Source organism: Bosea sp. F3-2 (genome assembly GCF_008253865.1).
In the GTDB taxonomy this organism is placed as follows: Bacteria; Pseudomonadota; Alphaproteobacteria; order Rhizobiales; family Beijerinckiaceae; genus Allobosea.
The window spans coordinates 69337-94648 of the sequence record NZ_CP042331.1 but is presented as its reverse complement, the minus strand read 5'-3'; the positions used below and the strand labels follow the sequence as shown (position 1 = coordinate 94648).

Annotated in this window: 24 protein-coding genes and 1 pseudogene; 10 read left to right on the top strand and 15 right to left on the bottom strand. The window is 66.1% G+C overall.

What is annotated here, in order from left to right; genetic code table 11:
* Positions 1-64 precede the first annotated feature (64 nt).
* Positions 65-2290 (top strand): putative bifunctional diguanylate cyclase/phosphodiesterase, encoded by a 2226-nt coding sequence (locus FQV39_RS00465; RefSeq protein WP_149128520.1) that lies wholly within the window; start codon positions 65-67, stop codon positions 2288-2290.
* Between the two features lie 72 nt (positions 2291-2362).
* Here FQV39_RS00465 and FQV39_RS00460 read toward each other — a convergent pair whose 3' ends face one another.
* Positions 2363-2962, bottom strand: a complete 600-nt coding sequence (locus FQV39_RS00460) for an exopolysaccharide biosynthesis protein (protein ID WP_149128519.1) — start codon at positions 2960-2962, stop codon at positions 2363-2365.
* A 222-nt stretch (positions 2963-3184) separates the two neighbouring features.
* Positions 3185-3454: an usg protein gene (locus FQV39_RS00455; protein ID WP_149128518.1), complete on the bottom strand. Its 270-nt coding sequence runs from the start codon at positions 3452-3454 to the stop codon at positions 3185-3187.
* 159 nt (positions 3455-3613) lie between these two features.
* On the opposite strand from FQV39_RS00455, the gene bcsS reads away from it, so the two are divergent.
* On the top strand, positions 3614-4345 hold the full coding sequence (gene bcsS / locus FQV39_RS00450; RefSeq protein ID WP_149128517.1) for a cellulose biosynthesis protein BcsS: 732 nt from the start codon (positions 3614-3616) through the stop codon (positions 4343-4345).
* A 350-nt stretch (positions 4346-4695) separates the two neighbouring features.
* On the opposite strand, the gene FQV39_RS00445 is transcribed toward bcsS, so the two are convergent.
* From FQV39_RS00445 to FQV39_RS00430, 4 genes are read right to left on the bottom strand one after another with little or no spacing between them, the layout of a single operon-like run.
* Positions 4696-6297 (bottom strand): NTP transferase domain-containing protein, encoded by a 1602-nt coding sequence (locus FQV39_RS00445; RefSeq protein ID WP_149128516.1) that lies wholly within the window; start codon positions 6295-6297, stop codon positions 4696-4698.
* A gap of 12 nt (positions 6298-6309) precedes the next feature.
* Positions 6310-7002, bottom strand: a complete 693-nt coding sequence (locus tag FQV39_RS00440; protein ID WP_149128515.1) for an XdhC family protein — start codon at positions 7000-7002, stop codon at positions 6310-6312.
* 4 nt (positions 7003-7006) lie between these two features.
* On the bottom strand, positions 7007-7636 hold the full coding sequence (locus FQV39_RS00435) for a LysE family translocator (protein WP_149128514.1): 630 nt from the start codon (positions 7634-7636) through the stop codon (positions 7007-7009).
* A gap of 1 nt (position 7637) precedes the next feature.
* Positions 7638-7961 carry an XdhC family protein gene (locus FQV39_RS00430; RefSeq protein ID WP_149128513.1) on the bottom strand — a complete coding sequence of 108 codons (324 nt, stop codon included), beginning with the start codon at positions 7959-7961 and terminating at the stop codon, positions 7638-7640.
* A 161-nt stretch (positions 7962-8122) separates the two neighbouring features.
* Between FQV39_RS00430 and FQV39_RS00425 the strand changes: the two genes are divergently transcribed.
* Positions 8123-8779, top strand: coding sequence for an alpha/beta fold hydrolase (locus tag FQV39_RS00425; RefSeq protein WP_149128512.1), 657 nt, complete (start codon positions 8123-8125; stop codon positions 8777-8779).
* Here FQV39_RS00425 and FQV39_RS00420 read toward each other — a convergent pair.
* The 3 genes from FQV39_RS00420 to FQV39_RS00410 all read right to left on the bottom strand — a co-directional run bounded on the left by FQV39_RS00420 (position 8769) and on the right by FQV39_RS00410 (position 11486).
* Entirely contained in the window at positions 8769-9986 is a 1218-nt protein-coding gene (locus FQV39_RS00420) for a vWA domain-containing protein (protein ID WP_149128511.1), read from the bottom strand. The genes FQV39_RS00425 and FQV39_RS00420 overlap by 11 nt on opposite strands.
* A gap of 148 nt (positions 9987-10134) precedes the next feature.
* Positions 10135-10512, bottom strand: coding sequence for a nuclear transport factor 2 family protein (locus FQV39_RS00415; protein ID WP_149128510.1), 378 nt, complete (start codon positions 10510-10512; stop codon positions 10135-10137).
* A gap of 53 nt (positions 10513-10565) precedes the next feature.
* Positions 10566-11486 (bottom strand): AAA family ATPase, encoded by a 921-nt coding sequence (locus FQV39_RS00410; protein ID WP_149128509.1) that lies wholly within the window; start codon positions 11484-11486, stop codon positions 10566-10568.
* A gap of 121 nt (positions 11487-11607) precedes the next feature.
* Here FQV39_RS00410 and FQV39_RS00405 point away from each other — a divergent pair, with 121 nt between their 5' ends.
* On the top strand, positions 11608-11961 hold the full coding sequence (locus FQV39_RS00405) for a nuclear transport factor 2 family protein (RefSeq protein ID WP_149128508.1): 354 nt from the start codon (positions 11608-11610) through the stop codon (positions 11959-11961).
* A 330-nt stretch (positions 11962-12291) separates the two neighbouring features.
* Here FQV39_RS00405 and FQV39_RS00400 read toward each other — a convergent pair whose 3' ends face one another.
* From FQV39_RS00400 to FQV39_RS00390, 3 genes are all read right to left on the bottom strand, one after another.
* Positions 12292-13095, bottom strand: coding sequence for an FAD binding domain-containing protein (locus FQV39_RS00400; protein WP_149128507.1), 804 nt, complete (start codon positions 13093-13095; stop codon positions 12292-12294).
* A gap of 17 nt (positions 13096-13112) precedes the next feature.
* Positions 13113-15476, bottom strand: coding sequence for a xanthine dehydrogenase family protein molybdopterin-binding subunit (locus tag FQV39_RS00395; RefSeq protein WP_149128506.1), 2364 nt, complete (start codon positions 15474-15476; stop codon positions 13113-13115).
* Between the two features lie 96 nt (positions 15477-15572).
* Positions 15573-16073, bottom strand: a complete 501-nt coding sequence (locus FQV39_RS00390) for a (2Fe-2S)-binding protein (RefSeq protein ID WP_149128505.1) — start codon at positions 16071-16073, stop codon at positions 15573-15575.
* A 321-nt stretch (positions 16074-16394) separates the two neighbouring features.
* Between FQV39_RS00390 and FQV39_RS34060 the strand changes: the two genes are divergently transcribed.
* Entirely contained in the window at positions 16395-17726 is a 1332-nt protein-coding gene (locus tag FQV39_RS34060) for a methyl-accepting chemotaxis protein (RefSeq protein ID WP_149128504.1), read from the top strand.
* Positions 17727-18091: 365 nt separating this feature from the next.
* Here FQV39_RS34060 and FQV39_RS00380 read toward each other — a convergent pair whose 3' ends face one another.
* The 3 genes from FQV39_RS00380 to FQV39_RS00370 form a co-directional block, all read right to left on the bottom strand.
* On the bottom strand, positions 18092-18544 hold the full coding sequence (locus tag FQV39_RS00380; RefSeq protein WP_149128503.1) for an SRPBCC family protein: 453 nt from the start codon (positions 18542-18544) through the stop codon (positions 18092-18094).
* Between the two features lie 138 nt (positions 18545-18682).
* Entirely contained in the window at positions 18683-19201 is a 519-nt protein-coding gene (locus tag FQV39_RS00375; protein WP_149128502.1) for a flavin reductase family protein, read from the bottom strand.
* Between the two features lie 144 nt (positions 19202-19345).
* Positions 19346-20035 carry a GntR family transcriptional regulator gene (locus FQV39_RS00370; RefSeq protein ID WP_149128501.1) on the bottom strand — a complete coding sequence of 230 codons (690 nt, stop codon included), beginning with the start codon at positions 20033-20035 and terminating at the stop codon, positions 19346-19348.
* 176 nt (positions 20036-20211) lie between these two features.
* Here FQV39_RS00370 and FQV39_RS00365 point away from each other — a divergent pair, with 176 nt between their 5' ends.
* From FQV39_RS00365 to FQV39_RS00345, 5 genes and pseudogenes are all read left to right on the top strand, one after another.
* Positions 20212-20538 carry a cupin domain-containing protein gene (locus FQV39_RS00365; protein WP_149128500.1) on the top strand — a complete coding sequence of 109 codons (327 nt, stop codon included), beginning with the start codon at positions 20212-20214 and terminating at the stop codon, positions 20536-20538.
* Complete coding sequence (locus tag FQV39_RS00360) at positions 20535-21767, top strand: NAD(P)/FAD-dependent oxidoreductase (RefSeq protein WP_149128499.1); 1233 nt, start codon at positions 20535-20537, stop codon at positions 21765-21767. The genes FQV39_RS00365 and FQV39_RS00360 overlap by 4 nt, the downstream gene beginning before the upstream one ends.
* 392 nt (positions 21768-22159) lie before the next feature.
* A complete protein-coding gene (locus FQV39_RS00355; protein ID WP_149128498.1) occupies positions 22160-23083 on the top strand; it encodes an ABC transporter permease subunit in 924 nt (307 codons plus the stop codon).
* A 4-nt stretch (positions 23084-23087) separates the two neighbouring features.
* The gene (livM, locus tag FQV39_RS00350; RefSeq protein WP_149128497.1) at positions 23088-24473 is read left to right on the top strand and encodes a high-affinity branched-chain amino acid ABC transporter permease LivM; all 1386 of its coding nucleotides are present in this window, start codon (positions 23088-23090) and stop codon (positions 24471-24473) included.
* Positions 24473-25294, top strand: a pseudogene (locus FQV39_RS00345) (ABC transporter ATP-binding protein); the annotation flags it as partial. The gene livM and the pseudogene FQV39_RS00345, both read left to right, overlap by 1 nt.
* Between the last annotated feature and the right edge of the window lie 18 nt (positions 25295-25312).

Genomic DNA, 25312 nt, shown 5'->3' with positions numbered 1-25312 from the left:
AACGGCAACGGGATATCAATAATTCGAGCTTTAAGTCGTCGGAACGACCTGCCTTGGATAACGAATGCTGCAACCGTTTGCCGCGAAGATGACGAATGCGGGGTCCTCCGCTCGTATGTTCGCGAGCACGGTGGTGACGCTCGGCTGCGCGTTCCTGCTCCTGATGGCCGCCGGCATCGGCGTCGTCATCGCCATCACGCGTGAGGCCAATCGTCTCGAGGCGCAACGCCAGGCCGAACGGGTTGAGACCGCCTTCAATGCCCAGATCAGGCTCAATGAGCTGCGCCTGCAGAGCCTGACTGCGACCGGCGAGCTGCCGGATGCCTTGCAGGAGGACGATCCGAAGGTCGCTCTTCAAGCGGCCTTCAAACGCCTGCGCGGCCAGCTCGTCGATTTCGACGGGGCCTATATTGCATCCGCGCGCGGCATCGTGCTGGCCGGCACCGAGACGGACACGCAGTTGGTCCGATCCGGCGCGGAGGGATTGCGCCACCTCGAGGCGTTCCTGCGCGGCGCCAAGGAGTTTCCGGTTTCCGTTGCCGTCGGCGAGGAGCTCCTCCCGCAGTTCGGAACCACGCGCTCGACCATCGTCCGGGACGGGGATGAAACCCTGATGCTGACGGTTGTCGACCTCTCACGCGTCGTGCCGTTCAGCGCCGCGAGCATGCCTGAAACGCTCTTCCTGATTGCGTATCGGCACATATCGACAAGCCTGCTGGCGGAGCTGTCCGACCGCTATCGCGTTGCCGATATCCGCCTGGTCTCCGCGCAGCCGGGCGACAGGCTCAACGGGCTGGCATTGCGCGGCCCTGACGGCACGGCCTCCGGTTGGCTGAGCTGGACGCCGGCGCGCCCCGGCGACGTCATGCTGCATCGGTTCCTCTGGGCCCTGATTGCGGTGGCCCTGCTGTTCTCGGCGATCTTCATTTTCGTGGTCCAGCGTCTGCGCGCGGCCGCCGGGCAGATCGAGTTGCGCGAGCGCCAGATCCAGCGCCTCGCCGGCCAGGACGAGCTCTCGCTCCTGCCGAACCGGCGCAGCTTCGACCTGACTCTCGACCAGACCCTCGCCGATCTGCAGCGGGATGGCCAAGGCCTTGCCGTGATGCTGATCGACCTCGATCGCTTCAAGGCGGTCAACGACACCTATGGCCATACGGCGGGCGACGAGTTGATCAGGCAGGTCGCCGCGCGGCTCGTCAGCGCCACGCAGGCCGGAGGCACCGTCGCGCGCATCGGGGGCGACGAGTTCGGCATCATCCAGACGCAGGCGACGCCCGCCGGTTGCACCGCGCTGGCGGAACGCATCCTTGCGCGCCTCACCGAGCCCTTCATCGTCATGGGCATCGAGGTCACCATCGGCTGCTCGATCGGTATCGCGATGGCCCCGCGCGACGGCAAGGATCGCGAGATGCTGCTGAGGCTCGCGGATACGGCGCTCTACCAGTCCAAGAACAGCGGCCGGAATCGTTTCGCCTTCTTCGAAACGCAGATGAACCGGTCGCTCCAGCTCAAGCGGATGGTCGAGGACGATCTGCGTCGCGCCATCGAGAACGACGAGCTGACGCTGCACTATCAGCCGCAGGTTTCGGTCGACGGCTCCACCGTCGTCGGCGTCGAGGCGCTGGTGCGCTGGCCGCACCCGGTGCACGGCATGATCCCGCCATCGGACTTCATCGCCATCGCCGAGGAGCGTGGCCTGATCATGCCATTGAGCGAATGGGTGCTGCGACGCGCCTGCATCGAAGCCCGGCGCTGGTCGGGTGTCCGGCTCGCCGTCAACGTCTCGCCGATCCAGTTCCGCCACAAGGACTTTGTCGCCAACGTCATCCGCATCATCGAGGAGACTGATTTCGATCCGGCGCAGCTGGAGCTCGAGCTCACCGAAGGCGTGCTGATCGAGGATGCCGATGCGGCAGAGACCGCGATGATGGATATCCGCGCTCATGGCGTCGGCCTGGCACTCGACGATTTCGGCACCGGCTATTCGAGCCTGATCTATCTGCGGCGCTTCGCCTTCGACAAGATCAAGATCGACCGCTCCTTCCTCGAATACATGGAAGCGACCGGCGAATCTGCGATTCTGGTTCACTCCATGGCGCATCTCGGCCGGGCGCTTGGCCTGCGCGTCTGCGCCGAAGGCGTCGAAACGGCCGAGCAGCATCGCTTCCTGCAGGCGATCGGCTGCCACGAGCTTCAGGGCTTCCTGTTCTCGAAGGCCGTGCCGGCCCATGAGATCGACCGGCTGCTGGGTCTCGACAACCCTTTTGCTGAAGTCCTCATCGCCGCCTGAAATCCGTCTTCAGAGCATTTTCGAGCGAAGTGGACACCGGTTCGCGTGAAGAAAATGCGATAAAACAAAGGCCTAGAACAGCAGTTCGTGGATGCCGCTGAAGATCGCGTAGGCGAAGCCGGCGCTGAGCAGCAGCCCCGCCGCGCCAAACACCGCACCGATGATGATCAGCACCCCGTCGCGCTCGACCAGGCCGAGCCCGACCAGGCAGACGGCGAGGCCGAGCGGAATCTGGCCGATGAGGGGGGCGGCGACGATCAGGCCCAGCGCCAGGACCAGCATCAGCAGCCCCAGCACCGGGACGGCGTAGGGACTGCCCAGCATCGTCAGGCGCGGCTTGGAGAAGCGTTCGAGCCGGACCAGGGCTGGCAGCGCCCGCTCGACGGCGCGATTGAGCTCGGGCTTGCCAATGCTGCGGGAGAGCAGCGCCTTCGGCAGCCACGGCATCCGCCGGCCCATCAGCATCTGCAGGGCGATGAAGGCGAGGACCAGGCCGCAGACCAGCGGGATCGGCGGCGGCATCGGCAGGCAGTTCGGCAGGCCGAGCAGCACGACGAGCAGGGCATAGGCCCGGTCCTGAAGCGCGGCGACGATCGTACCGACCGCGATCCGTTCCCCGGGCAGTCCGGCGAGCGCCGTCAGAAGTCCGGAGGTGCGCAGGGAAGATGACAAGGGAACAAAGGCCGTACCGGAGCGGAAGCGCCCGCCTAGCACGGCCGGCCGCCGCCCAACAAGCACGCCCCGCGCAGGCGTTCAATGCCGGGCGCTCAGGGCCACCCATAGCATCGGACCGAAAAGTGGAATCCACTTTTCGGAGAAATCCGATGCTCAAACAAAGGGATAGATCACCACTTCGCGTCCGATAGGACGCGCGGCGATCTAGGGGCGGCCTGCTCAATGCAGCGTCAGCACACCATTCAGGCTGCGGATTTCGGCCGGCCGGATCAGGCGCGAATGCGCGATGGTGACCGAGTGCAGCGGTCCATCGAGCTCGCGCCGCCAGAAGGCGAGGAAATCCTGGAGCACCGGAAAGCGCGGTGCCACGTCGTATTGCTGCCAGATATAGGTCTGCAGGACGCTGAGATGATCCGGCATCCGGTAGAGGATCGTCGCCGTTGTCAGCCCGTAGCCTTCCAGCTGCTTGATGAAATCTGCCGAGACCATCGCCACCTCCTCTCCCGATACGGAATGAAAGCTTTGCCGGATACGTCGAGGCTGCTCCCGGTTGGTTAACAAAAGCTTGCAATCCTACTGCCAAACTGCTGCAATCCCAATAGATATCGTGGGCTGGCACCCGCGAGAGGACGGTGTTGGGGGGCGTGCGTGGCGTATGGCTGGAGCAAGGCCAAACTGACCGGGCTGGCGCTTTTCGCGACAGCCGCTCCGCTTGATCTGCCCCGTGCCGAGGAGGAATCCGACGAGCGTTCGCCCATCTCGATGGTGATATTCAGCTCGCTGGAGGCAGGGCCGACGAAGACCTTCGTATCGGTCGGCATGAAACGGGCGCTCGGCAGCGGGCTCGCCGAAAGCGGCTTCCGGCTGTTCCTCAAGGCCGGAGGCTCACAGGAGCAGACGCGGCGCCAGCCACCGCATGGCACTACCTACAAGGCCGAGTCACAGGCGATGCTGGGCTATGAATGGCGCGTCGGCGACAGCTTCCTCGCGCTTTATGCCGGCTCCGACTTCGAAAGCGAGCAGCGCATCGAAACCTTCGGCCCATCGATGATCACGAAGCGCTACGGCGCGCGGCTCCAGGCCGATCTCTGGGCCGTGCCTGCCGATCGCATGATGCTGCAGGCCAACGCCTATGTTTCCTCGGTCGATCATCGGCTCTGGGGGCGCGTCGCACCCGGCTGGCAAATGCCGATGGGGTTCTATGTCGGCCCTGAGGTCGAGGCCTACCGCGAGCGCAACTACCGCAAGCTGCGGCTCGGACTTCACCTCACGGGCCTGCGCTTCCTCGGTCTGGAATGGCGCCTGTCCGGCGGCTGGCAGAGAACCAGCGACCAACCATCGGAGGCCTACGGCACGCTTGGGCTGCACTGGTTGGGCTAGAGGCTGCTGATTTTACGCGGAAACACGCCGTCATCCCGAGCGACCCACCGGGTCCGACCTCCGGTCGGCCCGATGGCAGGCTCCGGGAGACCCGGAATCCATGCCGGAGCGTTTCCGATCAAGGTTCAGGCATGGATCCCGGGTCAAGCCCGGGATGACCCCCATTTCCGTGAAAACGCAGCAGGCTCCTGAGCGTTTTCCGATCAGGTTGGATCGCAGAAGCCGTCATTGCGAGGAGCGAAGCGACGAAGCAATCCAGGGGGACTGGGTGAAACGTTCAACCCAGTCCCCCTGGATTGCTTCGCTGCGCTCGCAATGACGGTTCAGCCTGATCGAAAAATGCTCTGGGCTCAGCCCTGCAACGCCCGCAAGGCCTCCGGCGTATCGACGTCGATCGCGATCGCCGGGTCTTCGAACGCGACCTCGACCACCCGCTCGCCGGCCTCGTCGAGCAGCCGCCTCGCACCGCGATCGCCCGTGAGCAACGACACCGCCGGAAAGACTTCTCGTGCCAGCAGCACGGGGTTGCCCCGCTGCCCGAACAGCGTGGGCACCACGGCGAGCGCCTCCGGCCGCGCCCCATGCGCCTCGGTCAGCCGCTCGATCACATTCGGGGTCACGTTCGGCATGTCGCCGAGCGAAACCACCGCGCCCCGGACCTCGACAGGCAGGGCGGCGATCCCGGTCTTCAAGGAACTCGCCAGGCCAGAGGCATAATCGGGATTGTGCACGATCCGGACAGGCAAATCCGCAAGGGCAGCCGCGACAGCATCCTGCTCGTGACCGGTGACGACGAAGACCGGTGACAGGCCAGCTTCGAGCTGCGCCTCCACGGCGTGGCGCAGGATCGGCTTGCCACGCAGCGGCTGAAGCAGCTTGTTGCGCGCGCCCATGCGCGTCGACTGCCCGGCAGCGAGGACGATTCCAGCAACCGAGCCGGCCTCACCATGCCCGGGCGCGCGCGGTTGCGGCCGCGAGACGATCTCCATCAGCAACCCGCCGACGCCCATGCGCTGGACGTCCGAGCGTCCGACCCGAATGCCGGCGAGGCTGCGCTGCAGCACCCAGTCGAAGCTGTTTTCCTTCGGCGAGCGGGCGCAGCCCGGCGCCCCGATCACCGGCTTGCCTTCGAGCCTGCCGAGCATCAACAGATTGCCGGGATCGACCGGCATGCCGAGATGCTCGACCTCGCCGCCGGCCTCCACCAGCGCCTGCGGGATGACGTCGCGTCGGTCGGTGATCGCCGAGGCGCCAAACACCACGATGATGTCGGCATTCCCCTTCGCCTGCTCGGCAATCGCCGCGGCGAGCGGCTGCGGCTCATGCGGAACGCGCTTGTCTGCCGCCAGCGTGGCCTGTGCCGGCGCCAGACGCTCCTCCATGATCCGCAGGGTCTTGTCGACGACGCTCGGCTTGAGGCCCGGCAGCAGGGTCGAGATCACCGCCACGCGCGCTGGACGATAGGGTGCGACCGCGATGGCCGGCCCGGCCCCGAGCGCCGCCAGCGCCTCCTGCACCTGCGTCTCGGCAACCGCATAGGGAATGATCTTCACCGTCGCGACGAGCTCGCCCGCCACGACCGCCTTGAGGGCCGGCAGAGTCGCGACCGTAATCGCCTCATCCACCGCATTGAACGCATCGATGGCGGCCACATCGATCTTGAGAACGCCGGCCGTGGTCGCGAACATGTTGACCCGGCCCGTGAAGGGCGCCTCGGCTGTGATGGCCTCGCCGGTCATCTGTTCAGCCAGGCGCTCGGCGGCGGCGTTCTCGCCGATATCGCCGGGCTCCAGCCGGACCGCGACGATCTCCTGGACGCCGGCTTCGCGGAGCCTTGCCGCCAGCTCCGCCGTGATCGTGGCGCCCTTCTTCACGGTCGCTCCGCCGGCGCGAATCGTATGCGCCGCGATGCAGCCGACAGCCTCGGCGATGGTGACGGGCCCGAATCTCATCTGCTGCGCCTCTCAGGCCGGCTTGCGGCGCGGGCCGCGCAAGGTCGAGACAATCTCGGCCAGGATTGCGAGCGCGATCTCCGCCGGCGAAACCGCGCCGATATCGAGCCCGATCGGCGCGTGAATGCGTTCGATCGTGGCAGCATCGAAGCCGGCCGCGGTCAGGCGTTCGACGCGCCTGCCATGGGTCTTCCGGCTGCCGAGCGCGCCGACATAGAAGCAGTCCGATCGCAGCGCCGCTTCCAGGCCGGGATCATCGATCTTCGGATCATGGGTCAGGGCGACGAAGGCGGTGTAGCTGTCGAGGCCGATCCGGCCGATCGCCTCGTCCGGCCATTCCGCCAGCAATTCGCTCTCCGGAAAGCGCTCGGGTGTCGCGAAGGCGGTGCGGGGGTCGATGATGACGAGGTCGAGATCGAGTGTCTTCGCCATCGGCGCCATCGCCTGCGAGATATGAACCGCCCCTGTCACCACGATCCGCGGATGCGGGGCCTGCACGGTCAGAAAGTACTGAACGCCCTCGACCTCGATCATGCCGCTCTTGCCCATGCGCAGCTGCCGCTCCAGCGGCTCGGCCAGCGGGTCGCCGGCAATCGCGGCCTGCTTGACGAGCCGCTGCGCACCGCTGGCGATATCGGTGACGAGCACGGTCGCGCGGCGTGCCTCCCGCTCGGAATTGAGCGTCGCAAGGACCGAGAGATCCACGGGCTCAGCCCCTGTCCGCCGCGAGCTTCAACCCGAGCCCGATCATCAGCGAGCCGCCAATCCAGCGTCCGAAGGCGAAGCCCGCCTTGGTCTTCTTCATCGCGCCCACGACGAAGGAGGCGCCGAAGACGGTGACGAGATCGGCCGAGGAGAAGGCGAAGTTGACGATCGTGCCGAGGATCAGGAACTGCACCCAGACCGTCAGCGAGCCGGCCGGATCGACGAACTGCGGCAGGAGCGCGATGAAGAACAGCGCGACCTTCGGGTTCAGGATCTCGACGATGAAGGAATCGAGCAGGGCGCGCTTCACCGTCTTCTGCGGCGCGATCGGCTGATCGGGCGCGCCCAGGCGCGAGCGGATCATGCCGATGCCGATCCAGACCAGATAGATCGCTCCCGCGATCTTCACGGCCACGTAGAGCTCCGGCACGTGCTTGAACACGGCGGAGAGGCCGAAAGCGGCGGCAAAGACGTGCACATAGCAGCCGAGATGGATGCCGAGCATCGCCATCAGGCCAGCCTTGCGGCCATGGCTGATGGTCTGGGCGGCGGTGTAGAGCAGCGCCGGTCCCGGAAAATAGGCGACGAGGATCGTCACCGTCGCGAAGGCGATCAGCGTTTCCCAGGAAGCCATCTCAGTTCACCTTCTCGACAAAGACCTTGATGCGCCCGCCGCAGGAGAGGCCGACCTTCCAGGCCGTCTCGTCGGCGACGCCGAACTCCAGCATGCGCGCCTTGCCGTCGGCAATCACGTCGGCGGCCTCGGCCACCACGGCGCCCTCGACGCAACCGCCCGAGACCGATCCGAGGAAATTGCCCTCGCCATCGATGACGAGATGTGAGCCGACCGGCCGCGGCGCCGAGCCCCAGGTCTCGACCACCGTGGCGATCGCCACCTGCCGGCCACCGCGGCTCCACGCCTCGGCGGCGCGCAGGATGTCGGTATCGGTGCTGATCATCGCCGGGCCTTTCGCGGGTGACGCGGAAACGAATTGCGATCTTATGCGCCAACAGCCGGCCCACGTCGAGCGAACCGGGCACAGCCGTTATGCTCAGCCGATATATGTGCTAGCGCTCTGCTGACTTCAAAGGCCCTTCCCGCTCCGGTCCGAGGAAATCCATGGCCGCAACCGGCCAAGACGGCGTCGTCCTGCTCCACGGCATCCTGCGCCGCGCGGCATCCATGAAGCTGCTCGAACAGGCGCTCGCAGGAGAGGGCTACCAGGTCCTCAATCTCGATTACCCCTCGCGCCGGCAGGATCTGTCTGAGATCGTGGACGGGCTTCACGGCCCGATCGCGACCTTCGAGGCAGCGTTGACCGGACATCTCCACTTCGTCACCCACTCGATGGGCGGGCTTGTCGCCCGCGCCTATCTCAGCCGGTTCCGGCCGGAGCGGCTCGGCCGCGTGGTCATGCTCGCCCCGCCGAACGAAGGCAGCGAGATCGCCGACCTGCTGGAGCGGAACTGGCTCTACCGCAGCGCCTTCGGCCCGGCGGGCGGGCAGCTCGCGACGCGGCGCAGCGAGGAGCTGTGCCGTCTGCTCGGGGCAGTGGACTACCTGCTCGGCGTCATCGCCGGCGATCGCTCGCTCTATGTCTTTGCGTCGCTGGTGCTGCCCGGCTCCGATGACGGGCGCGTCTCGGTCGAGCGGACCCGCGTCGCCGGCATGAGCGACCACATCGTGCTGCATACGAGCCATCCCCTGATCATGCGCGATCCGGAAGCGGTGGCGCAGACCATCCACTTCCTGCAGCACGGCCGCTTCAGGCGCTGAGTTTCGGCATCTGCGCCCGTTTCAGCCACAGGCGCGGATCATTCTCGCGTCCGACCTCCCGCGACAGCGCCGCGCATAGATCTGCCATGGCGGCGAGATTGTGGATTGGCCGGAAGCTGTCGACATGTGGCAGCATCGCGCGGATGCCGCTCGCCCGCGCCGCGAAGGCATCGTAGCGCAGGAGCGGGTTGAGCCAGATCAGCTGCCGGCAGGAGCGGTGCAGCCGGTCCATCTCGAAGGCGAGGCTGTCGTCGAGATGGCGCTCGAGCCCGTCGGTGAAGAGCAGCACCACCGCCCCGCCCGCCAGCACGCGCCGCGACCAGACCCGATTGAACTCGTGCAGCGCCGCGGAGATGCGGGTACCACCCTCCCAGTCCGGCGCTGCCTTCCCGGCAAGCGCCAGCGCCTCGTCCGGGTCACGCGCCTTCAGCATCCGGGTGACATTGGTCAGCCGCGTGCCGAAGACGAAGGAATGCACGCGCCGGCGCTTCTCGGTCAGCGCATGCAGGAAGTGCAGGAAGATGCGCGAATACTCCGCCATCGAGCCGGAGATATCGACCAGCGCCACGATCGGTGGGTGCATCTCGCGCCGCTCCCGGAAGGCGAGGTCGATCGAGCCGCCACCTCCCCTGAGCGATTGCCGCAGCGTCCGACGCAGATCGATCGTCCGCCCATGCGCCAAGGGCCTGAACCGCCGCATCGGCACGCTGTCGTCCGGCAGCCGAAGCTCTGCGATAAGCTGCTTGGCACGGGCGATCTCGGCCGCGGTCATCTGCGCGAAGTCGCGCGATTTCAGCATCTCGCGATCCGAGACCGTCAGCCGCGCCGTCAGCTCCGTCAGCTCGACCGGCGGTTCGTCCTCGCGGGCCGGCGGCGAGAAGGCCTCGGCCACGCGCAACGCCCCCGCCTCGGCCTTCTCCGGCTGACGCTCGGCCCCGGGCGAAACCGGCGACATCTGTGCCATGATCTTCTCGATCAAATTGCGCCGGCGCCAGAACAGTCGGAAGGCCTGATCGTAGACCGGGCTGTCCTCGTGCTTTTTCACGAAGATCGCATGGAGGGCCCAGTAGACGTCGTCGCGGTCGCCCAGCGCACCATCGCCCAAGGCCTCGACCGCCTCGACCACCGCCCCGGACCCAACCGGTAACCCGGCCGCGCGCAGGGCTCGGGCGAAATAGGCAACATTCTCGGGAAGTTTGCCGGTCATTGCGGCCCGCCTGAGATCCTACAGCCCTCATCCTGAGGAGCCGCGGCACGCGGCGTCTCGAAGGATGCTCCAGAGGATTCGGGAGCTCTCTGGAACATCCTTCGAGACGGCCCTGCGGGCCTCCTCAGGATGAGGGCTGGGAATGACGTCACCCGCGCGTCTCGGTCATGAACACCTTCTGGACCACCTGCCAGCGGCTCTCGATCTTCAGCAGCGAAAGCAGATCGGTGAAGTAGCGCGGCGGCATCTGGCACTTGACCTTGACCAGCGCCAGCGTCGGCCCGACCAGATCGATGGTGAGGATGTGGTCATCGCGCTGCAGCCCCGCCGCGTGCGGCGAAGGCCGGTTGCGGACAAGATCTAGCCATTGATCGCGCGGAACGATCTGGATCGTGCCGTCATCGCGGGCCGTGGTCAGCGCGCTTGTCGGATGGAAGACATGCGCGAGCTTTTCGGCGTCGCCCTCATAGAGCCCGTCGAGATAGCTCCGCACCGTCGCTTCCACGGCCTTGATGTCTGCGTTCATGGCATCCCCCTCACGCTTCTCCGCCGGAGCAATCTCCGGCCGTGGGCGAAAGACTAGCGCCCCACCTCGGCCTTGGCCTGATCCAGCAGTTCCTTCACCTTGGAGCTCTGCATCGCCTGGATATCGTCCTGGTACTTCAGCAGCGCGCCGAGCGTGTCGGAGACGATGGCCGGGTCGAGCGCGACGGCATCGAGCTCGACCAGCGCCGTCGCCCAGTCCAGCGTCTCGGCCACGCCCGGTGCCTTGAACAGCTCCTCCTTGCGGATCGCCTGCACGAAACCGACGAGCTGCTTGGAGAGCTTGGCTGGGGCATCCGGCACCTTGGCCTTCAGGATGGCGAGCTCGCGCGCCGCGTCGGGATAGCCGACCCAGTGATAGAGGCAGCGCCGCTTCAGCGCGTCATGGATCTCGCGCGTGCGGTTCGAGGTCAGGATCACGATCGGCGGCTCGGCCGCCTTGACCGTGCCGAATTCCGGGATCGTCACCTGCGCATCGGCCAGCACTTCGAGCAGGAAGGCCTCGAAGGCCTCGTCGGTGCGGTCGAGCTCGTCGATCAGCAGGATCGGCGCCCCGCCATCCTGCGGTTCGAGCGCCTGCAACAGCGGCCGCTTCACCAGATACTTCTCGGAGAAGATATCGCCTTCCAACCGCTCGCGATCCTCGGCGACACCGCCGGCCTCGGCGAGGCGGATCGCCATCATCTGCCCGGAATAGTTCCACTCGTAGACGGCAGAGGCGAGATCGAGCCCCTCATAGCATTGCAGCCGGATCAGCCGGCGACCGAGCCCGGCCGCGAGCACCTTGGCGATCTCGGTCTTGCCGGTGCCCGCCTCCCCCTCGAGCAACAGCGGCCGCTTCATCCGAAGCGCCAGAAACAGCACCGTCGCCAGCGCGCGGTCGGCGACATAGCCCTGTGACTGAAGCAGGGCGAGCGTGGCGTCGATGGAGACGGGGATGCGGGAAGCGTTCAGCATGACCGATTTCTATCGCGGCGGGCAGAATGAAGAAAGGCGCGGAGCGCACGGCCATGCTGCTGACATGGCAGGGCGGTAGGGGATCCTAGGCTCTCTATGCCTGAACGACGGAGCACAGATCATGACCACCGATCAGATCGCCAAGGACTTCGTTGCCCTGCTCAAAGAGGGCAAGCACGACGAGGCCGCCAGCCGCTTCAACGCCGACGATATCGTCAGCTACGAGAACATGCCCGGCCCGATGGCCGTCTGCCGCGGCAAGGAAGCCGTCAAGCAGAAGGGCGAGTGGTGGGTCGCGAACCACGAGGTCCACGACCTCAGCAGCGAAGGCCCCTATCTCAACGGTGACCAGTTCGCCGTCCGCTTCCATGTCGACGTCACCGTCAAGGAGACCGGCGAACGCCGCGTGATGGACGAAGTCGGTCTCTACACCGTCGACAACGGCCGGATCGTCGAGGAGCGTTTCTTTTACTGAAGCCTCTCCGTAGATCGTCATTCTCGGGCCAAGCTCTCGAAGCGCCGGGTTGTGATGCGCCCTTCTCCCCTTGCGGGAGAAGGTGCCGGCAGGCGGATGAGGGGTCGCGCGACGCTGCATCGTCATTGCGAGCCCCCGGGTCTTGCCTTCGGCAAGCCCGAGGACAGGCTCCGCGAAGCAATCCAGGGGAACGCGGAGCTCGACGGCTCCTGGATTGCTTCGTCGCTCCGCTCCTCGCAATGACGGATAGCGCGGCGCGACCCCTCATCCGTCAGCGCTTCGCGCTGCCACCTTCTCCCGCAAGGGGAGAAGGAAGGCTGCGGAGCATGTCTACTTCCCTGTCGCCTGCGCCACGGCCTGCTTGGCCATGGAGCCGATCAGGTGGGCGCGGTACTCGGGATCGGCGTGGATATCGCCGTTGATGCCCTTCGCCGTGTGCTTGAGCCCGTCGAGCGACTTCGGCGCGAAGCGCGCCTTGAGCGCCGCCTCCGCCTCCGGCCAGCGGAACACGCCGCCCTCGCCCGCCCCTGTCACCGCGACGCGGATCTCGCTGCCGCGCTTGGCGACGAAGACGCCGACCATGGCATAGCGCGAGGCCGGGTTGCGGAACTTGGCGTAGCCCGCCTTCGAGGCGAGCGGGAACGAGACCTTGGTGATGATCTCGCCCTCTTCCAGCGCCGTCTCGTAGAGCCCGGTGAAGAACTCGTCGGCGGTCAGCTTGCGCTTGTTGGTGACGACCGTGGCGCCGAGCGCCAGCAGCGCCGCAGGATAGTCCGCCGCTGGGTCGTTATTGGCGACCGAGCCGCCGATCGTGCCGCGGTTGCGCACATGCGGGTCGCCGATATGGCCGGCGAGGAAGGCGAGCGCCGGAATGGCTTCCTGCACCTCCGCCGAGGCCTCGACCTCGGCATGGGTCGTCATCGCGCCGATGACGAGGTTGCGCCCCTTGCGGGCGATGCCCTTGAGATCGGCGCAAGCTCCGAGATCGACCAGCGCCGAAGGCGAAGCCAGCCGCTGCTTCATCGTCGGCAGCAAAGTGTGGCCGCCAGCCAGGAGCTTGGCGTCCTCCTTCTTGGCGAGCAGCGTCGCCGCCTGCCGGGCGCTGGTGGGCTTGTGATAGGTGAAAGCGTACATGTGCTCTTCCTTTCAGCTCACTCGGCCGCCATGCGGCTGATCGACTTCTGCGCCGCGCGCCACACCGCCTGGGGCGTGGCCGGCATCGCGATGTCCTCATGGCCGAGCGCGTCGGTGATGGCGTTGATAACGGCGGGCGGCGATGCGATGGCTCCGGCCTCGCCGCAGCCCTTGATGCCGAGCGGGTTCGACGGGCACGGCGTCACGGTCATGCCGACATCGAAGGACGGCAGGTCGTCGGCGCGCGGCATGCAGTAGTCCATGAAGCTCGCGGTCACGAGCTGGCCGTCGCCATTGTAGCGGGCGCCTTCGAGCAGCGCCTGGCCCACGCCCTGGGCGATGCCGCCGTGGACCTGCCCCTCGACGATCATCGGATTGATGACGTTGCCGAAATCATCGACCGCCGCCCAGCGGTCGATCCTGGTCACGCCCGTATCGGGGTCGATCTCGACCTCGCAGATATGGACGCCGGCCGGGAAGGTGAAGTTGGTTGGGTCGTAGAACGCCCCTTCCTTCAGCCCCGGCTCGAGCTCCTGCCCGTTGAACTTGTGCGCGACATAGGCCTGCAGCGCGCAGGAGCCGAAATCGAGCTTGCGGTCGGTGCCCTTCACCGCGAAATGCCCGTCGGCGAAGTCGATATCGGCCTCGTCCGCCTCCAGCACATAGGCGGCGACCTTCTTGCCCTTGGCGATCACCTTGTCGAGCGCCTTGAAGATAGCGGACATGCCGACTGCACCGGAGCGCGAGCCGTAGGTGCCCATGCCCATCTGCACCTTGTCGGTGTCGCCATGGACGATCGAGATATTGTCGATCGGGATGCCCAATCGGTCAGAGACCAACTGCGCGAAGGTCGTCTCATGGCCCTGGCCGTGGCTGTGCGAGCCGGTCAGCACCTCGACCGTCCCGACCGGATTGACCCGAACCTCGGCGGATTCCCACAGGCCCACGCCCGCGCCGAGCGAGCCAACCGCCGCCGACGGCGCAATGCCGCAGGCCTCGATATAGGAGGAGAAGCCGATGCCGCGCAGCTTGCCAGCGCGGGCCGAGTCGCGCTTGCGCTTGCCGAGCCCCTTGTAGTCGATCATCTCCAGCGCCTTCTTCAGCGAGGCGCTGTAATTGCCGGCGTCGTACATCATGATGACCGGCGTCTGATGCGGAAACTTCTTGATGTAGTTCAGCAGCCGGAACTTGGCCGGGTCCTTGCCGAGCTGGCGCGCGGTGACCTCGACCAGCCGCTCGACCACGAAGGTCGCCTCCGGCCGCCCGGCGCCGCGATAGGCATCGACCGGGGCCGTGTTGGTATAGACCGCATCGACCTCGCAATAGATCGCCGGGATGTCGTACTGGCCGGACAGCAGCGGCGCATAGAGATAGGTCGGCACCGACGACGAGAACGTCGAAAGATAGGCGCCGAGATTGGCCGTCGTATGGACCTTGAGACCGAGGATCTTGCCCTCCGCGTCGGTCGCGAGCTCCGCATGCGTGACGTGATCGCGGCCATGCGCGTCCGAAAGGAAGGCCTCGGTGCGATCCGCCGTCCACTTCACCGGCCGCCCGACCTTCTTCGCCGCCCAGACGCAGACCGTCTCCTCGGCATAGATGAAGATCTTTGAGCCGAAGCCGCCGCCGACATCCGGCGCGATCACGCGCAGCTTGTTCTCCGGCGCGATGCCGATGAAGGCCGAGAGCACGAGCCGCGCCACATGCGGGTTCTGGCTGGTGGTGTAGAGGGTGAAGACGCCGTCGCCGGCATCGTAGTCGCCGACCGCCGCTCGCGGCTCCATCGCGTTCGGCACCAGCCGGTTGTTGACGAGGTCGAGCTTCGTGACGTGCTTGGCGGCCTTGAAGGCCTTCTCGGTCGCGTCCTTGTCGCCGAGATGCCAGTTGAACACGCTGTTGTCCGGCGCCTCGTCATGGATCGCGGTCTTGGCGCCCGCCGCCTTGCCCGTGTCGACCACGGCGGGCAGCACCTCATAGTCGATCGCGATCGCCTCAGCCGCGTCGCGCGCCTGCGCCAGGCTCTCGGCCACCACCACGGCGACATGGTCGCCGACATAGCGCACCTTGCCCTGGGCGAGTGCCGGATGCGGACCGGCGCGCATCGGCGAGCCGTCCTTGTTGTGAATCATCCAGCCGCAGATCAGCCCGCCGATCTTGTCGGCAGCAAGATCGGCGCCGGTGAAGATGCCGAGCACGCCCGGCATCGCCGCGGCGGCCTTGGTATCGATCGACTTGATCTTGGCATGCGCATGGGGCGAGCGCAGGAAATAGGCATGGGCCTGGCCCGGTCGGTTGACGTCGTCGGTATAGCGGCCCTGGCCGGTGATGAAACGATGATCTTCCTTGCGACGGACTGCGGCGCCGATTCCGGTAACGGACATGGTGTTCCCTCCTCGCACAGCGCCTCTTTCGGACGCCTCACTGCATGGAACGCATGAAGGACGAAAAGCCCGCGCGACAGGGCGCAGGCGGATGCCTCACTCGGCGGCCTGGCGCACCGGCGCCGCGCCCTTGCCCATCGCCTCCGCACCGGCGGCGATCGCCTTGACGATGTTGTGGTAGCCCGTGCAGCGGCAGATGTTGCCTTCGAGATCCTCGCGGATCGTCTTCTCGTCGAGATGGTGGCCGCGCCGGTTCACCATGTCGACGGCGGCCATGATCATGCCGGGCGTACAGAAGCCGCATTGCAGACCATGATGCTCGCGGAAGGCCTCCTGCATCGGGTGCAGGGTGCTACCATCCGCCAGGCCCTCGATCGTGGTCACGTTCGCGCCGTCGACCGAGACGGCGAGCGTGGTGCAAGATTTGACGGCCTTGCCGTCGAGATGGACGACGCAGGCGCCGCACTGGCTGGTGTCGCAGCCGATATGGGTGCCGGTCAGTCTGAGGTTTTCGCGAAGGAACTGCACCAGCAGGGTGCGCGGGTCGACATTGGCGGTGACGGCTTTGCCGTTCACCGTCAGTGAAACAGTGGTCATGAGCACATCTCCTGTGACCCGTCTCTGAGGCCCGCCCACCCCCTCCCTGGGTCTGGGTCAGGCCGAGCGCTTCCGGCAGCTTCGCCCCGTCGGGCAGCTTTTCCTTGGAACAGCTCAAAAACGAGTGTGGACCCGCGATTTTGCCGGGTCAAGCGGCATCACATTTTAGAAAAGCGCCATTTTCTTGCGAAAATCTCGGATTTCGCGAGTTTCGCTACGGCGACACCTTCACCTCGCGGCAGCATTCTCGAATTCTTAACGACCATCTGCCAGATCTGGCGTGTGACTGACCGGCCGCGTGAGCAGTTCGTGCTTCTGATAATGGATCAGATTCAGCGTCGCCTGAAGGCGATCGGCTATGGCGAAGAGCAGCGTCGGCAGCTGCTCCTTTACCGGCCGCTCGTCAATCGGGTGATTGACAGGCTGGTCGCGGAGGATTTTGAGCGCGCCTTCGTCATTCTTCCCGAGCTGCGCGAGACCGTCCGGCCTGTTGCGGAAGAACTCTATCGCGCCGAGGCCGAGCATTTCCGCCTGCTGTTCACGGGGGACTTCGACGAGGTTTATGCCGCCTCGATCGCGCGGCTCTGCCAGTTGGAGCGGCTGGGCAATGTCCGCACCCGGGCGCGCGCCTCGATCGCCTTCTCGTTGATGCGGGAGCTCTGCCTGGCGAGCCGCCGGCGTGCGCTGCTCCAGCCCACCCGGTTCACCGAAGAATTGTTCATCATCGAGCGTGTCCTGACCTACGACGTCAACACGACGATGACGATGAACCGCGAGTACGAGGAGGCCGATGCGCGGCGGCGAGCCTCCGCCATCGATCAGACCGCCGCGACCCTGCGCTCCCGGATCGGCAACCTGGACGACACCATCAGCGAAGCCGTCGAGCAGTTCGTCTCCACCGCCGCCGAGACCGGCCGCGCCACCGCCTTCATCAAGGATACGGTCGGCAAGGTCGCGAGCGCCTCGGTGGTCGTACGGGAAAAATCGATCCAGACCGCCGCCGCCACGGAGGAGATGTCAGCCAACATCGCCGATATCGGCCAGCGCGCCCGGCAGAGCTTGTCGATCACGCATCAGGCCGTGCTCGATGCCGGACAGATGAATCAGGCGATTGCCCGCTTGCGCGAGGTGACGGGCAATATCGGCAAGGTTGTCGGCATGATCGCCGACATCGCCGCACAGACCAATCTGCTCGCCCTCAACGCCACGATCGAGGCCGCGCGCGCTGGCGAGTCCGGGCGTGGCTTCTCCGTGGTCGCTTCCGAGGTGAAGTCATTGGCGACGCAGACCGCGAACGCCACGCAGGACATCGCCGGCCAGATCGCCGAGCTCACCGCCAGTGCCGAATCCTGCAGCGCCCATGCTGCAGCCATCGCCGCCACGGTCGATGCGATCAGGCAGGATTCCGAGGCGATTTCGGAAGCCGTCTCCCAGCAGAGCCGGGTCACCGCGATGATCGCTCACGATGCCTCGCTGGTCGCCGACAGTTCGGATGTCGCAATTGAAAGCGCCAACGCCGTCAACGACAGCCTCGACATGACGCAGGGCGCCCTGGAACGGGCAAACGCAGCCGCCGCCGACGTCGCCCTGCAGGTCGGCGCGGCCGAGACGGCGGTCTCCCAGGCGCTGGACGCCCTGCGCAAGGCTTCGTGAACGGGCCGCCTCGGAGCATTTTCGAGCGACGAAACACGCCGTCATTCCGGGCTTGACCCGGAATCCATCGAAGGGCGTAGCGCCTTACGATGGATTCCGGATCGGCGCCGCCGAAGGCGGCTTGTCCGGAATGACGGCGTGTTTCGATACGAAAGGGACTGACCCTGGATGCAGTCGACAGCTGGCGCTGCAAGCCTGCGCGGAGCTCCAGCGTCATTCCGGGGCAGCCCGCAGGCTGAGCCCGGAACCCATGACCACGAGGATCGGAGCATGGGCGCTACGGCAACCGCGGCGAACCTTCGACGGTGTCGTGGTCATGGGTTCCGGGCTCGGCGCTGACGCGCCGCCCCGGAATGACGGAGCTCTCAGCCTTCGCTGACCGCCTTGGCGAAATTGGCGAAGAACTCGTCGGCGAGTTTCTTCGAGACCGAGTCGATCAGCCGCGAGCCGAGCTGCATCAGCTTGCCGCCGACCTGGGCCTCGACCTCGTAGCGCAGCAGCGTCTGCCCATCCTCGCCATCGCTCAAGCCAACCCGGGCTCCGCCCTTGGCGAAGCCGGCGATGCCGCCTTCGCCCTCGCCGGCAATGCGATAGCCGTTCGGCGGATCGAGGTCGCTGAGCTCGACCTTGCCCTTGAAGGTCGCCTTCACCGGCCCGAGCTTGACCTTCACCACGGCGGAGAAATGCGTATCGTCGTCCTTGTTGAGCTGCTCGCAGCCGGGGATGCAGGCCTTCAGCACGTCGGCATCGTTCAGCTTGGCCCAAACCACGTCCTTCGCGGCAGGCAGCGTCGCCTCGCCGTTCATCGTCATCGCCATGGCGCGTCTCCCGAGCTGTAGGCCGCGGCTCGGGCGATTGCGGCCGGCGCGGTTCGAAGGCTGTCCAGTTCCTATCCATGGCCGCAAAGCGCTCGTCTGCACAAGGGGCAGCTCGGCTTGCGACGATCGTCGAAAAGGTCAGACGGAACCGAACTGCCGCTGACGATAGATCAGGCCGGCACCCTGCCCCGCCCCGCCAAGGCCTGCGACCTCGCCGATCAGGATGCGGTGGCTGGCGATATCGTGCGTAGCGACCAGCCGGCAGTCAAAGGCGGAAATCGCGTCGAGCAGGACTGGCGAGCCGGTCGCAAGCGTGCCCCAGCGGGCTGTCATGAAGCGAGCATCGCCATCGATGCCGCGCCGGCTCGCAAAAATCTCGGCCAGCTCGGCAAGATGGGCCGGCAAGGTGTTGATGCAGAAGGCGCCGCTTGCCTCGATCGCCGCCAGCGTGCGGCTCGCCCGCGCGATGCAGGCCAGCACCGTCGGCGGCGAATCGGAAACAGAGGCGACCGCCGTCGCCGTGAGCCCGACGCGACCGCCCGGCCCCTCCGCGGTCACGACATGCACCGCGCTGACGACCTGCGCCATGGCATCGCGGAACGTGGCAGGATCCGGACGTCCCAGGGCAGGCGGCAGCGGGTGAACGGTTTTCGTCATGGACTCAGGCGCTGGCTCGCTGTTCCGGATCAGGCAGAATACCTGATCATGTAGAGGTTCAGAGCCGCCAGCACCAGTCGCCACCAGGCAAGCGACGGGTCGCGTCGCGCTTGCAGATATATCAGAATACCGACCGTAATCGTCTCAACGATCCAGCGTCGCCAGCAACCCTTTGCGAAGATGCGACATCAGCGCGTCGCTCGCTGCCATGGCGGCAAGCGAATCCGCGCCGGCGATAGCTTGGGCGAGACTGCCATGATGCAGGGCAGCTGGCACCAGATCGTCCCGCCGCTCGAAATGATACCAGGCACGCCTGATCAGCGCCTGCAGCGGCTCGACCGCGCGGGTCGCATAGGGACTGCGCGCCGCCTGAGCCACCAGCGCGTCCAGCTCCTTGTCGAGCCGCATATAGCCCATGACATCGCCCGCCTCGGCGGTCCGGCGCATTGCCTTTGCAGCCTCGACGATCGCGATCCGTTCGGCAGGACCTGCCCGCTTCGCCGCCTCACCAACCACGAGGCGTTCCAGCACCTCGCGCGCATCGAGCGCAGCGATAATGTCGATCGCGCTGATATCGGCGACGAGAACGCCCTTGCGCGGCAGGATCTGGACCAGCCCATGCTGCGCCAGCCGGATCAAGGCCTCGCGCACCGGCGTCCGCCCCAGCCCGACGAGGTCGATCAGCTGCGCTTCGGTCAGCACCGCGCCGGCGCGCAGCGAGAGCGTGACGATTGCCTCCTCCAGGCGCCGGTAGGCGACCTCGGCCTGGCTCTCGCCAGCGCTGACGACATGCATGCCGTCACGCTCCGGGTCGATGGTCTCCTTTTGCTTCATGGCTTCCCCGAGCGATGCCGCGGCACCTTGATCTCGCTCGGCAGCTTGATATATCAATTCAGATATATCAAGCTCGGCAGATCGCCATGATCGGCCCGGCAGCAGTGCGACACCGTCCCGATGGATCGGAGAGCTGCACCGGCCAATGACGCGGCGAGCCGACAAGGAGCTACCGGATGGCCTTCGCCTGTTCGATTCCCGCTGTGCCGACCGTCCAGCAGGATGACGAGACGATCCGGATCACGCGCTGGGATTTCGAGCCGGGTGCCGTGACGGGCTGGCATGAGCATGGCTGGCCCTATTTCGTGGTGATGCTCATCGCCGGCACACTGCGCATCCACAATGGCAACGAGGTCGTCGACACGCCGCTGGCGCAGGGGCAGGCCTATATGCGCCCGGCCGGCATCCGCCACGACGTGATGAACGGCTCCGATCATCCGATCGCCTTCGTCGAGATCGAGGTGAAGCAGCCTTCGGCTCTCAAGGAGCTCGCCCTGTCATGAAGGTCGCGGTCCTCGGCGCAGGGATCGTCGGCGTCGCGATCGCCCATGCTCTCCTCGACGAGGGGCATGAGGTGCTGATCGTCGAGCGCCAGGAACCGGCCTTCGGCCCCTCGCGCGGCAATGCCGGCTGGATCGCCCATACCGACATCCTGCCGATCGCCAGCCCCAAGATGCTGCGGCAGGTGCCGAAATTCCTGGCCGATCCGCTCGGCCCGCTCAGCATCCGCCCGGCCTATCTGCCGAAGCTCCTGCCCTGGTTGCTGCGTTTCGTTCTGGCCTCGCGCCCGCAAGCCTATGAGCGCTCCATCATCGGGATCGCCGCCTTGCAGAAGCTCGCCTTGCCGGCCTGGCTTGCGCGCGCCAAACGCACGAACCTGACGCGCCATATCCACCAGAGGGGCGGGCTTTACGTTTTTGACGATGCTGGAGCGCTGGCCGCGGCACGCAAGGTCGCGGAGCGCCAGGCCGCCTTCGGCATCAAGGTCGAGATGATCGGGCCCGCCGAGCTGCGTCAGCTCGAACCCGCGCTCAAGCCCGCTTTCGTTGGCGCGGCCTTCCACCCCGACGCCGCCCATGTCAGCGACCCTCATCAGCTGACGCTCGCGCTGTTCGAGGCCGCGCTTGAGCGCGGCGCCGTCTTCGAGAAGGCCGAAGTCAGCAATATCGCCCTCGGCGAGCGCCCTGCCCTGATCGGCCCCGATGGCTGGCAGCGCGTCGTGGACCGCGCGGTCATCGCCGCCGGCGCCTGGAGCGGACCTCTGGCGGCAGCGCTGGGCGATGCCGTGCCGCTCGATACCGAACGGGGCTACAATGTCAGCTTTCCCGATGTCACCGGGATCTTGTCGCGGCCGGTCGGCTTCGAGGGCCACGGCTTCGTCACGACGCCGCTCGACTCAGGCCTGCGGATCGGCGGCGCGGTCGAGTTCGGCGGCCTCGAGGCGCCACCTAACCACGCCCGCACCCGCCGCCTCTACGACAAGGCCAGCCGCCTGATCGACGGCCTGCCTGCCTTCGACAGCGGCAGGCTCTGGATGGGCTTCCGCCCTTCCCTGCCCGATTCGCTGCCGGTGATCGGCCCGGCACGCCGCAATCCGCGCGTGATCCACGCCTTCGGCCATGGCCATTACGGCATGACGCAATCCCACGCGACGGCCGATCTCGTTGCCGCACTCGTCGCCGGGCGCCAGCCGGCGATCGATCTTTCGCCCTTCAGCCCGGCGCGGTTCTGACATGGCGAAGCCAGGAGCGATCATCCCCATCGATGACCGTCCTGGAGCGGGAAAACCGCTGATCGCCCGTCAACCGAGGTCCGGGACGAGCCTCGCTGAAGAGCTCCCGTTTCGGAACGCCGCGCTCACTCACGTCCGCTCGCTGGAACCGTTAGCCACAGGCAGCGAGCGCGCACGGCGCAATCATCATGCGCCAAAAGCGCGCTGCGGCGCAGAGTATTCTGCACATTTTCGAGGCGTTTCGTTCGTAATTGCTTTTGACAGAAATTTGGCGCGGAGCGATTGTCGGTGGCGCAAGCCATTGGTAGCTCTGCATGGAAATCGCATCCCGCATGCGTCAGCGTCATGCTGATGACGAGAACGGGAGCTGGTTCGAGGGGTCGGCGTCGTCAATGGAAGTCTTTCTGCAGCAGCTCATCAACGGGCTGACACTGGGATCGATCTACGGTCTCATTGCCATCGGATATACGATGGTCTTCGGCATCATCGGCATGGTGAACTTCGCCCACGGCGATATCTTCATGCTCTCCGCCTTCATCGCCCTGATCTTTTTCATGCTGGTCACGGCGGTCCTCGGCACGAGCGCCGGCATGATCCTGCTGGCGCTCGTCATCGTCCTGGCGCTGGCGATGTTCTTCACCTCGCTCTGGAACTGGACGATCGAACGGGTCGCCTACCGGCCCCTGCGCGGCTCTTTCCGCCTCGCGCCCCTGATCTCCGCGATCGGCATGTCGATCTTCCTGGTGAACTTCGTGCAGGTCGTGCAGGGCCCGCGCAACAAGTCGATCCCGCCGCTGCTCAACAAGTCGATCACGCTGATCGAGAGCACGACATACTCGGTGCAGATCTCCTACAAGCAGATCGTCATCATCCTGACGACGGCAGTGCTGCTCGCGGCCTTCTGGTACATCGTCCAGAAAACACCGCTCGGCCGCGCCCAGCGCGCCTGTGAGCAGGACCGCAAGATGGCCGCCCTCCTCGGCATCGACGTCGACCGCACCATCTCGATCACCTTCGTGATGGGCGCAGCGCTCGCCGCGGTGGCCGGCGTGATGTACCTCGTGCTTTACGGCGTGGTGAACTTCGCCGACGGCTTTACGCCGGGTGTCAAGGCCTTCACCGCTGCCGTGCTCGGCGGCATCGGCTCGCTGCCCGGCGCGGTGATCGGCGGCCTGCTGATCGGCCTGATCGAGGTGATGTGGTCGGCCTACTTCACCATCGACTACAAGGACGTCGCCGCCTTCTGCATCCTGGCCCTCGTGCTGGTCTTCATGCCCTCGGGCATCCTCGGTCGCCCCGAAGTCGAGAAGGTCTGACGCCATGGCGAGCCAACCGATCAAAACCACGGCCGCTCCCGGCCGCGACTTCAAGGCGGCCCTCAAGGAGGCCGGCTTCGCAGCCCTCGTCACGCTCGGCCTGTGCATTCCGGTCGTGGCCTGGGGCACGCGCCAGAACATGGACAATGTGCTGGTGCTTGACCCGCGCTGGGAGGCCGTCGCGTGGGCCGTCGGCATCGTCTTCGTCGGGCGCTTGCTGGTCGCGCTGCGCCAGCAGAATGGCGGCAAGGAGAAGGTGAAAGTGCGCCTGCTGCCGCACGGCACCATCGCCTTCTTCCAGCGCTATTCGCGGCTGTTCTCGCTCTTCGGCCTCGGCTTCCTCGTCAGCTTCCCCGCGATCGCGATCGGCCTCGCCGGCTGGGGTGGCGCGCTGAAGTGGATCGACAATTTCGGTGTCCAGATCCTGATCTACGTGATGCTCGGCTGGGGGCTGAACATCGTCGTCGGCCTCGCCGGTCTGCTCGATCTGGGCTACGTCGCCTTCTACGCCGTCGGCGCCTATTCCTACGCGCTGCTCGCCAAGAACTTCGGCCTGTCCTTCTGGATCCTGCTGCCGCTGGCCGGCATCCTCTCCGCCTTCTGGGGCATGCTGCTCGGCTTCCCGGTGCTGCGCCTGCGCGGCGACTACCTCGCCATCGTGACGCTGGCCTTCGGCGAGATCATCCGCCTGGTGCTGATCAACTGGACGGAGCTCTCGAACGGCTACGCCGGCATCTCCGGCATCCCGCGCCCGAGCTTCTTCGGCATCCCCTTCACCGCGGCCGATAATGGCTTCGCGGCGGTGTTCGGGCTCGAATTCTCGCCGATCTACCGAACGATCTTCCTCTATTACCTCATCCTGTGCCTTGCCTTGCTGACGGCCTTCGTCACGCTGCGCCTGCGCCGGCTGCCGGTCGGCCGCGCCTGGGAGGCACTGCGCGAGGACGAGATCGCCTGCCGCTCGCTCGGCATCAACACCACCAACACCAAGCTCACGGCCTTCGCGATGGGCGCGATGTTCGGCGGTTTCGCCGGGGCGTTCTTCTCCGCCCGTCAGGGCTTCATCAGTCCCGAATCTTTCGTCTTCATGGAATCGGCGGTCATCCTGGCCATCGTCGTCCTCGGCGGCATGGGCTCGCTCTGGGGTTGCGCCATCGCGGCGACCGCGATGATCGGCGGCACCGAATTGCTGCGCGAACTCGATTTCCTGAAGCAGATCTTCGGGCCGGATTTCGACCCGACGAAGTACCGCATGCTGATCTTCGGCTTCGCCATGGTGGTGATCATGATCTGGAAGCCGCGCGGCCTGATCTCGGTGCGTGAGCCGACCGCCTTCCTGAAGGAGAAGAAAACGATCTCGGCCGATCTCGTTCAGGAGGGGCATGGCTGATGGCCTCGACCGCACCCTCCGGCCGCCCCCTGCTCGAGGTCGAGCAGGTCACCATGCGCTTCGGCGGCCTGACCGCCGTCAACGCCCTCTCCTTCGAGGCCCGCAAGGGCGAGATCACCGCGCTGATCGGCCCCAACGGCGCTGGCAAGACCACGGTGTTCAACTGCATCACCGGTTTCTACAAGCCGACGCAGGGCCTGATCTCGCTCAACCATGACGACGGCTCGAGCTTCCTGCTCGAGCGTATGCCCGACTTCCGCATCTCCTGGAAGGCCAAGGTCGCCCGCACCTTCCAGAACATCCGCCTCTTCGGCGGCATGACGGTGCTGGAGAACCTGCTCATCGCCCAGCACAACCCGCTGATGATCGCCTCGGGCTTCACCTTCCTCGGCGTGCTCGGTGTCGGCGGCTACAAGGCGCGCGAGAAGGAGGCGGTCGAGAAGGCCAAGTTCTGGCTTGAGAAGATCAATCTGATCCACCGCGCCGATGATCCCGCCGCCGACCTGCCCTATGGCGACCAGCGTCGTCTCGAGATCGCGCGCGCCATGTGCACCGATCCCGTCCTGCTCTGCCTCGACGAGCCGGCCGCCGGCCTCAACCCGCGCGAAAGCCATGACCTCAACACGCTGCTGCTCTCGATCCGCAAGGATCTCGGCACGGCGCTGCTGCTGATCGAGCACGACATGTCGGTGGTCATGGAAATTTCGGACCATGTCGTGGTCCTGGACTACGGCACCAAGATCGCCGACGGCACGCCGGCCGAAGTTCAGGCCGACCCGAAGGTCATCGCCGCCTATCTCGGCGTCGACGATGAAGAGGTCGAAGTGGTGGAAGCGGAG

What these genes read in the sequence shown, in the direction of transcription:
- FQV39_RS00465 (WP_149128520.1), top strand. Translation starts at nt 65, where the DNA reads ATGCTGCAACCGTTTGCCGCGAAGATGACGAATGCGGGGTCCTCCGCT.
- FQV39_RS00455 (WP_149128518.1), bottom strand. Translation starts at nt 3,454, where the DNA reads ATGGTCTCGGCAGATTTCATCAAGCAGCTGGAAGGCTACGGGCTGACA.
- FQV39_RS00445 (WP_149128516.1), bottom strand. Translation starts at nt 6,297, where the DNA reads ATGAGATTCGGGCCCGTCACCATCGCCGAGGCTGTCGGCTGCATCGCG.
- FQV39_RS00435 (WP_149128514.1), bottom strand. Translation starts at nt 7,636, where the DNA reads ATGGCTTCCTGGGAAACGCTGATCGCCTTCGCGACGGTGACGATCCTC.
- FQV39_RS00430 (WP_149128513.1), bottom strand. Translation starts at nt 7,961, where the DNA reads ATGATCAGCACCGATACCGACATCCTGCGCGCCGCCGAGGCGTGGAGC.
- FQV39_RS00425 (WP_149128512.1), top strand. Translation starts at nt 8,123, where the DNA reads ATGGCCGCAACCGGCCAAGACGGCGTCGTCCTGCTCCACGGCATCCTG.
- FQV39_RS00420 (WP_149128511.1), bottom strand. Translation starts at nt 9,986, where the DNA reads ATGACCGGCAAACTTCCCGAGAATGTTGCCTATTTCGCCCGAGCCCTG.
- FQV39_RS00415 (WP_149128510.1), bottom strand. Translation starts at nt 10,512, where the DNA reads ATGAACGCAGACATCAAGGCCGTGGAAGCGACGGTGCGGAGCTATCTC.
- FQV39_RS00410 (WP_149128509.1), bottom strand. Translation starts at nt 11,486, where the DNA reads ATGCTGAACGCTTCCCGCATCCCCGTCTCCATCGACGCCACGCTCGCC.
- FQV39_RS00405 (WP_149128508.1), top strand. Translation starts at nt 11,608, where the DNA reads ATGACCACCGATCAGATCGCCAAGGACTTCGTTGCCCTGCTCAAAGAG.
- FQV39_RS00400 (WP_149128507.1), bottom strand. Translation starts at nt 13,095, where the DNA reads ATGTACGCTTTCACCTATCACAAGCCCACCAGCGCCCGGCAGGCGGCG.
- FQV39_RS00395 (WP_149128506.1), bottom strand. Translation starts at nt 15,476, where the DNA reads ATGTCCGTTACCGGAATCGGCGCCGCAGTCCGTCGCAAGGAAGATCAT.
- FQV39_RS00390 (WP_149128505.1), bottom strand. Translation starts at nt 16,073, where the DNA reads ATGACCACTGTTTCACTGACGGTGAACGGCAAAGCCGTCACCGCCAAT.
- FQV39_RS34060 (WP_149128504.1), top strand. Translation starts at nt 16,395, where the DNA reads ATGGATCAGATTCAGCGTCGCCTGAAGGCGATCGGCTATGGCGAAGAG.
- FQV39_RS00380 (WP_149128503.1), bottom strand. Translation starts at nt 18,544, where the DNA reads ATGGCGATGACGATGAACGGCGAGGCGACGCTGCCTGCCGCGAAGGAC.
- FQV39_RS00375 (WP_149128502.1), bottom strand. Translation starts at nt 19,201, where the DNA reads ATGACGAAAACCGTTCACCCGCTGCCGCCTGCCCTGGGACGTCCGGAT.
- FQV39_RS00370 (WP_149128501.1), bottom strand. Translation starts at nt 20,035, where the DNA reads ATGAAGCAAAAGGAGACCATCGACCCGGAGCGTGACGGCATGCATGTC.
- FQV39_RS00365 (WP_149128500.1), top strand. Translation starts at nt 20,212, where the DNA reads ATGGCCTTCGCCTGTTCGATTCCCGCTGTGCCGACCGTCCAGCAGGAT.
- FQV39_RS00360 (WP_149128499.1), top strand. Translation starts at nt 20,535, where the DNA reads ATGAAGGTCGCGGTCCTCGGCGCAGGGATCGTCGGCGTCGCGATCGCC.
- FQV39_RS00355 (WP_149128498.1), top strand. Translation starts at nt 22,160, where the DNA reads ATGGAAGTCTTTCTGCAGCAGCTCATCAACGGGCTGACACTGGGATCG.
- livM (WP_149128497.1), top strand. Translation starts at nt 23,088, where the DNA reads ATGGCGAGCCAACCGATCAAAACCACGGCCGCTCCCGGCCGCGACTTC.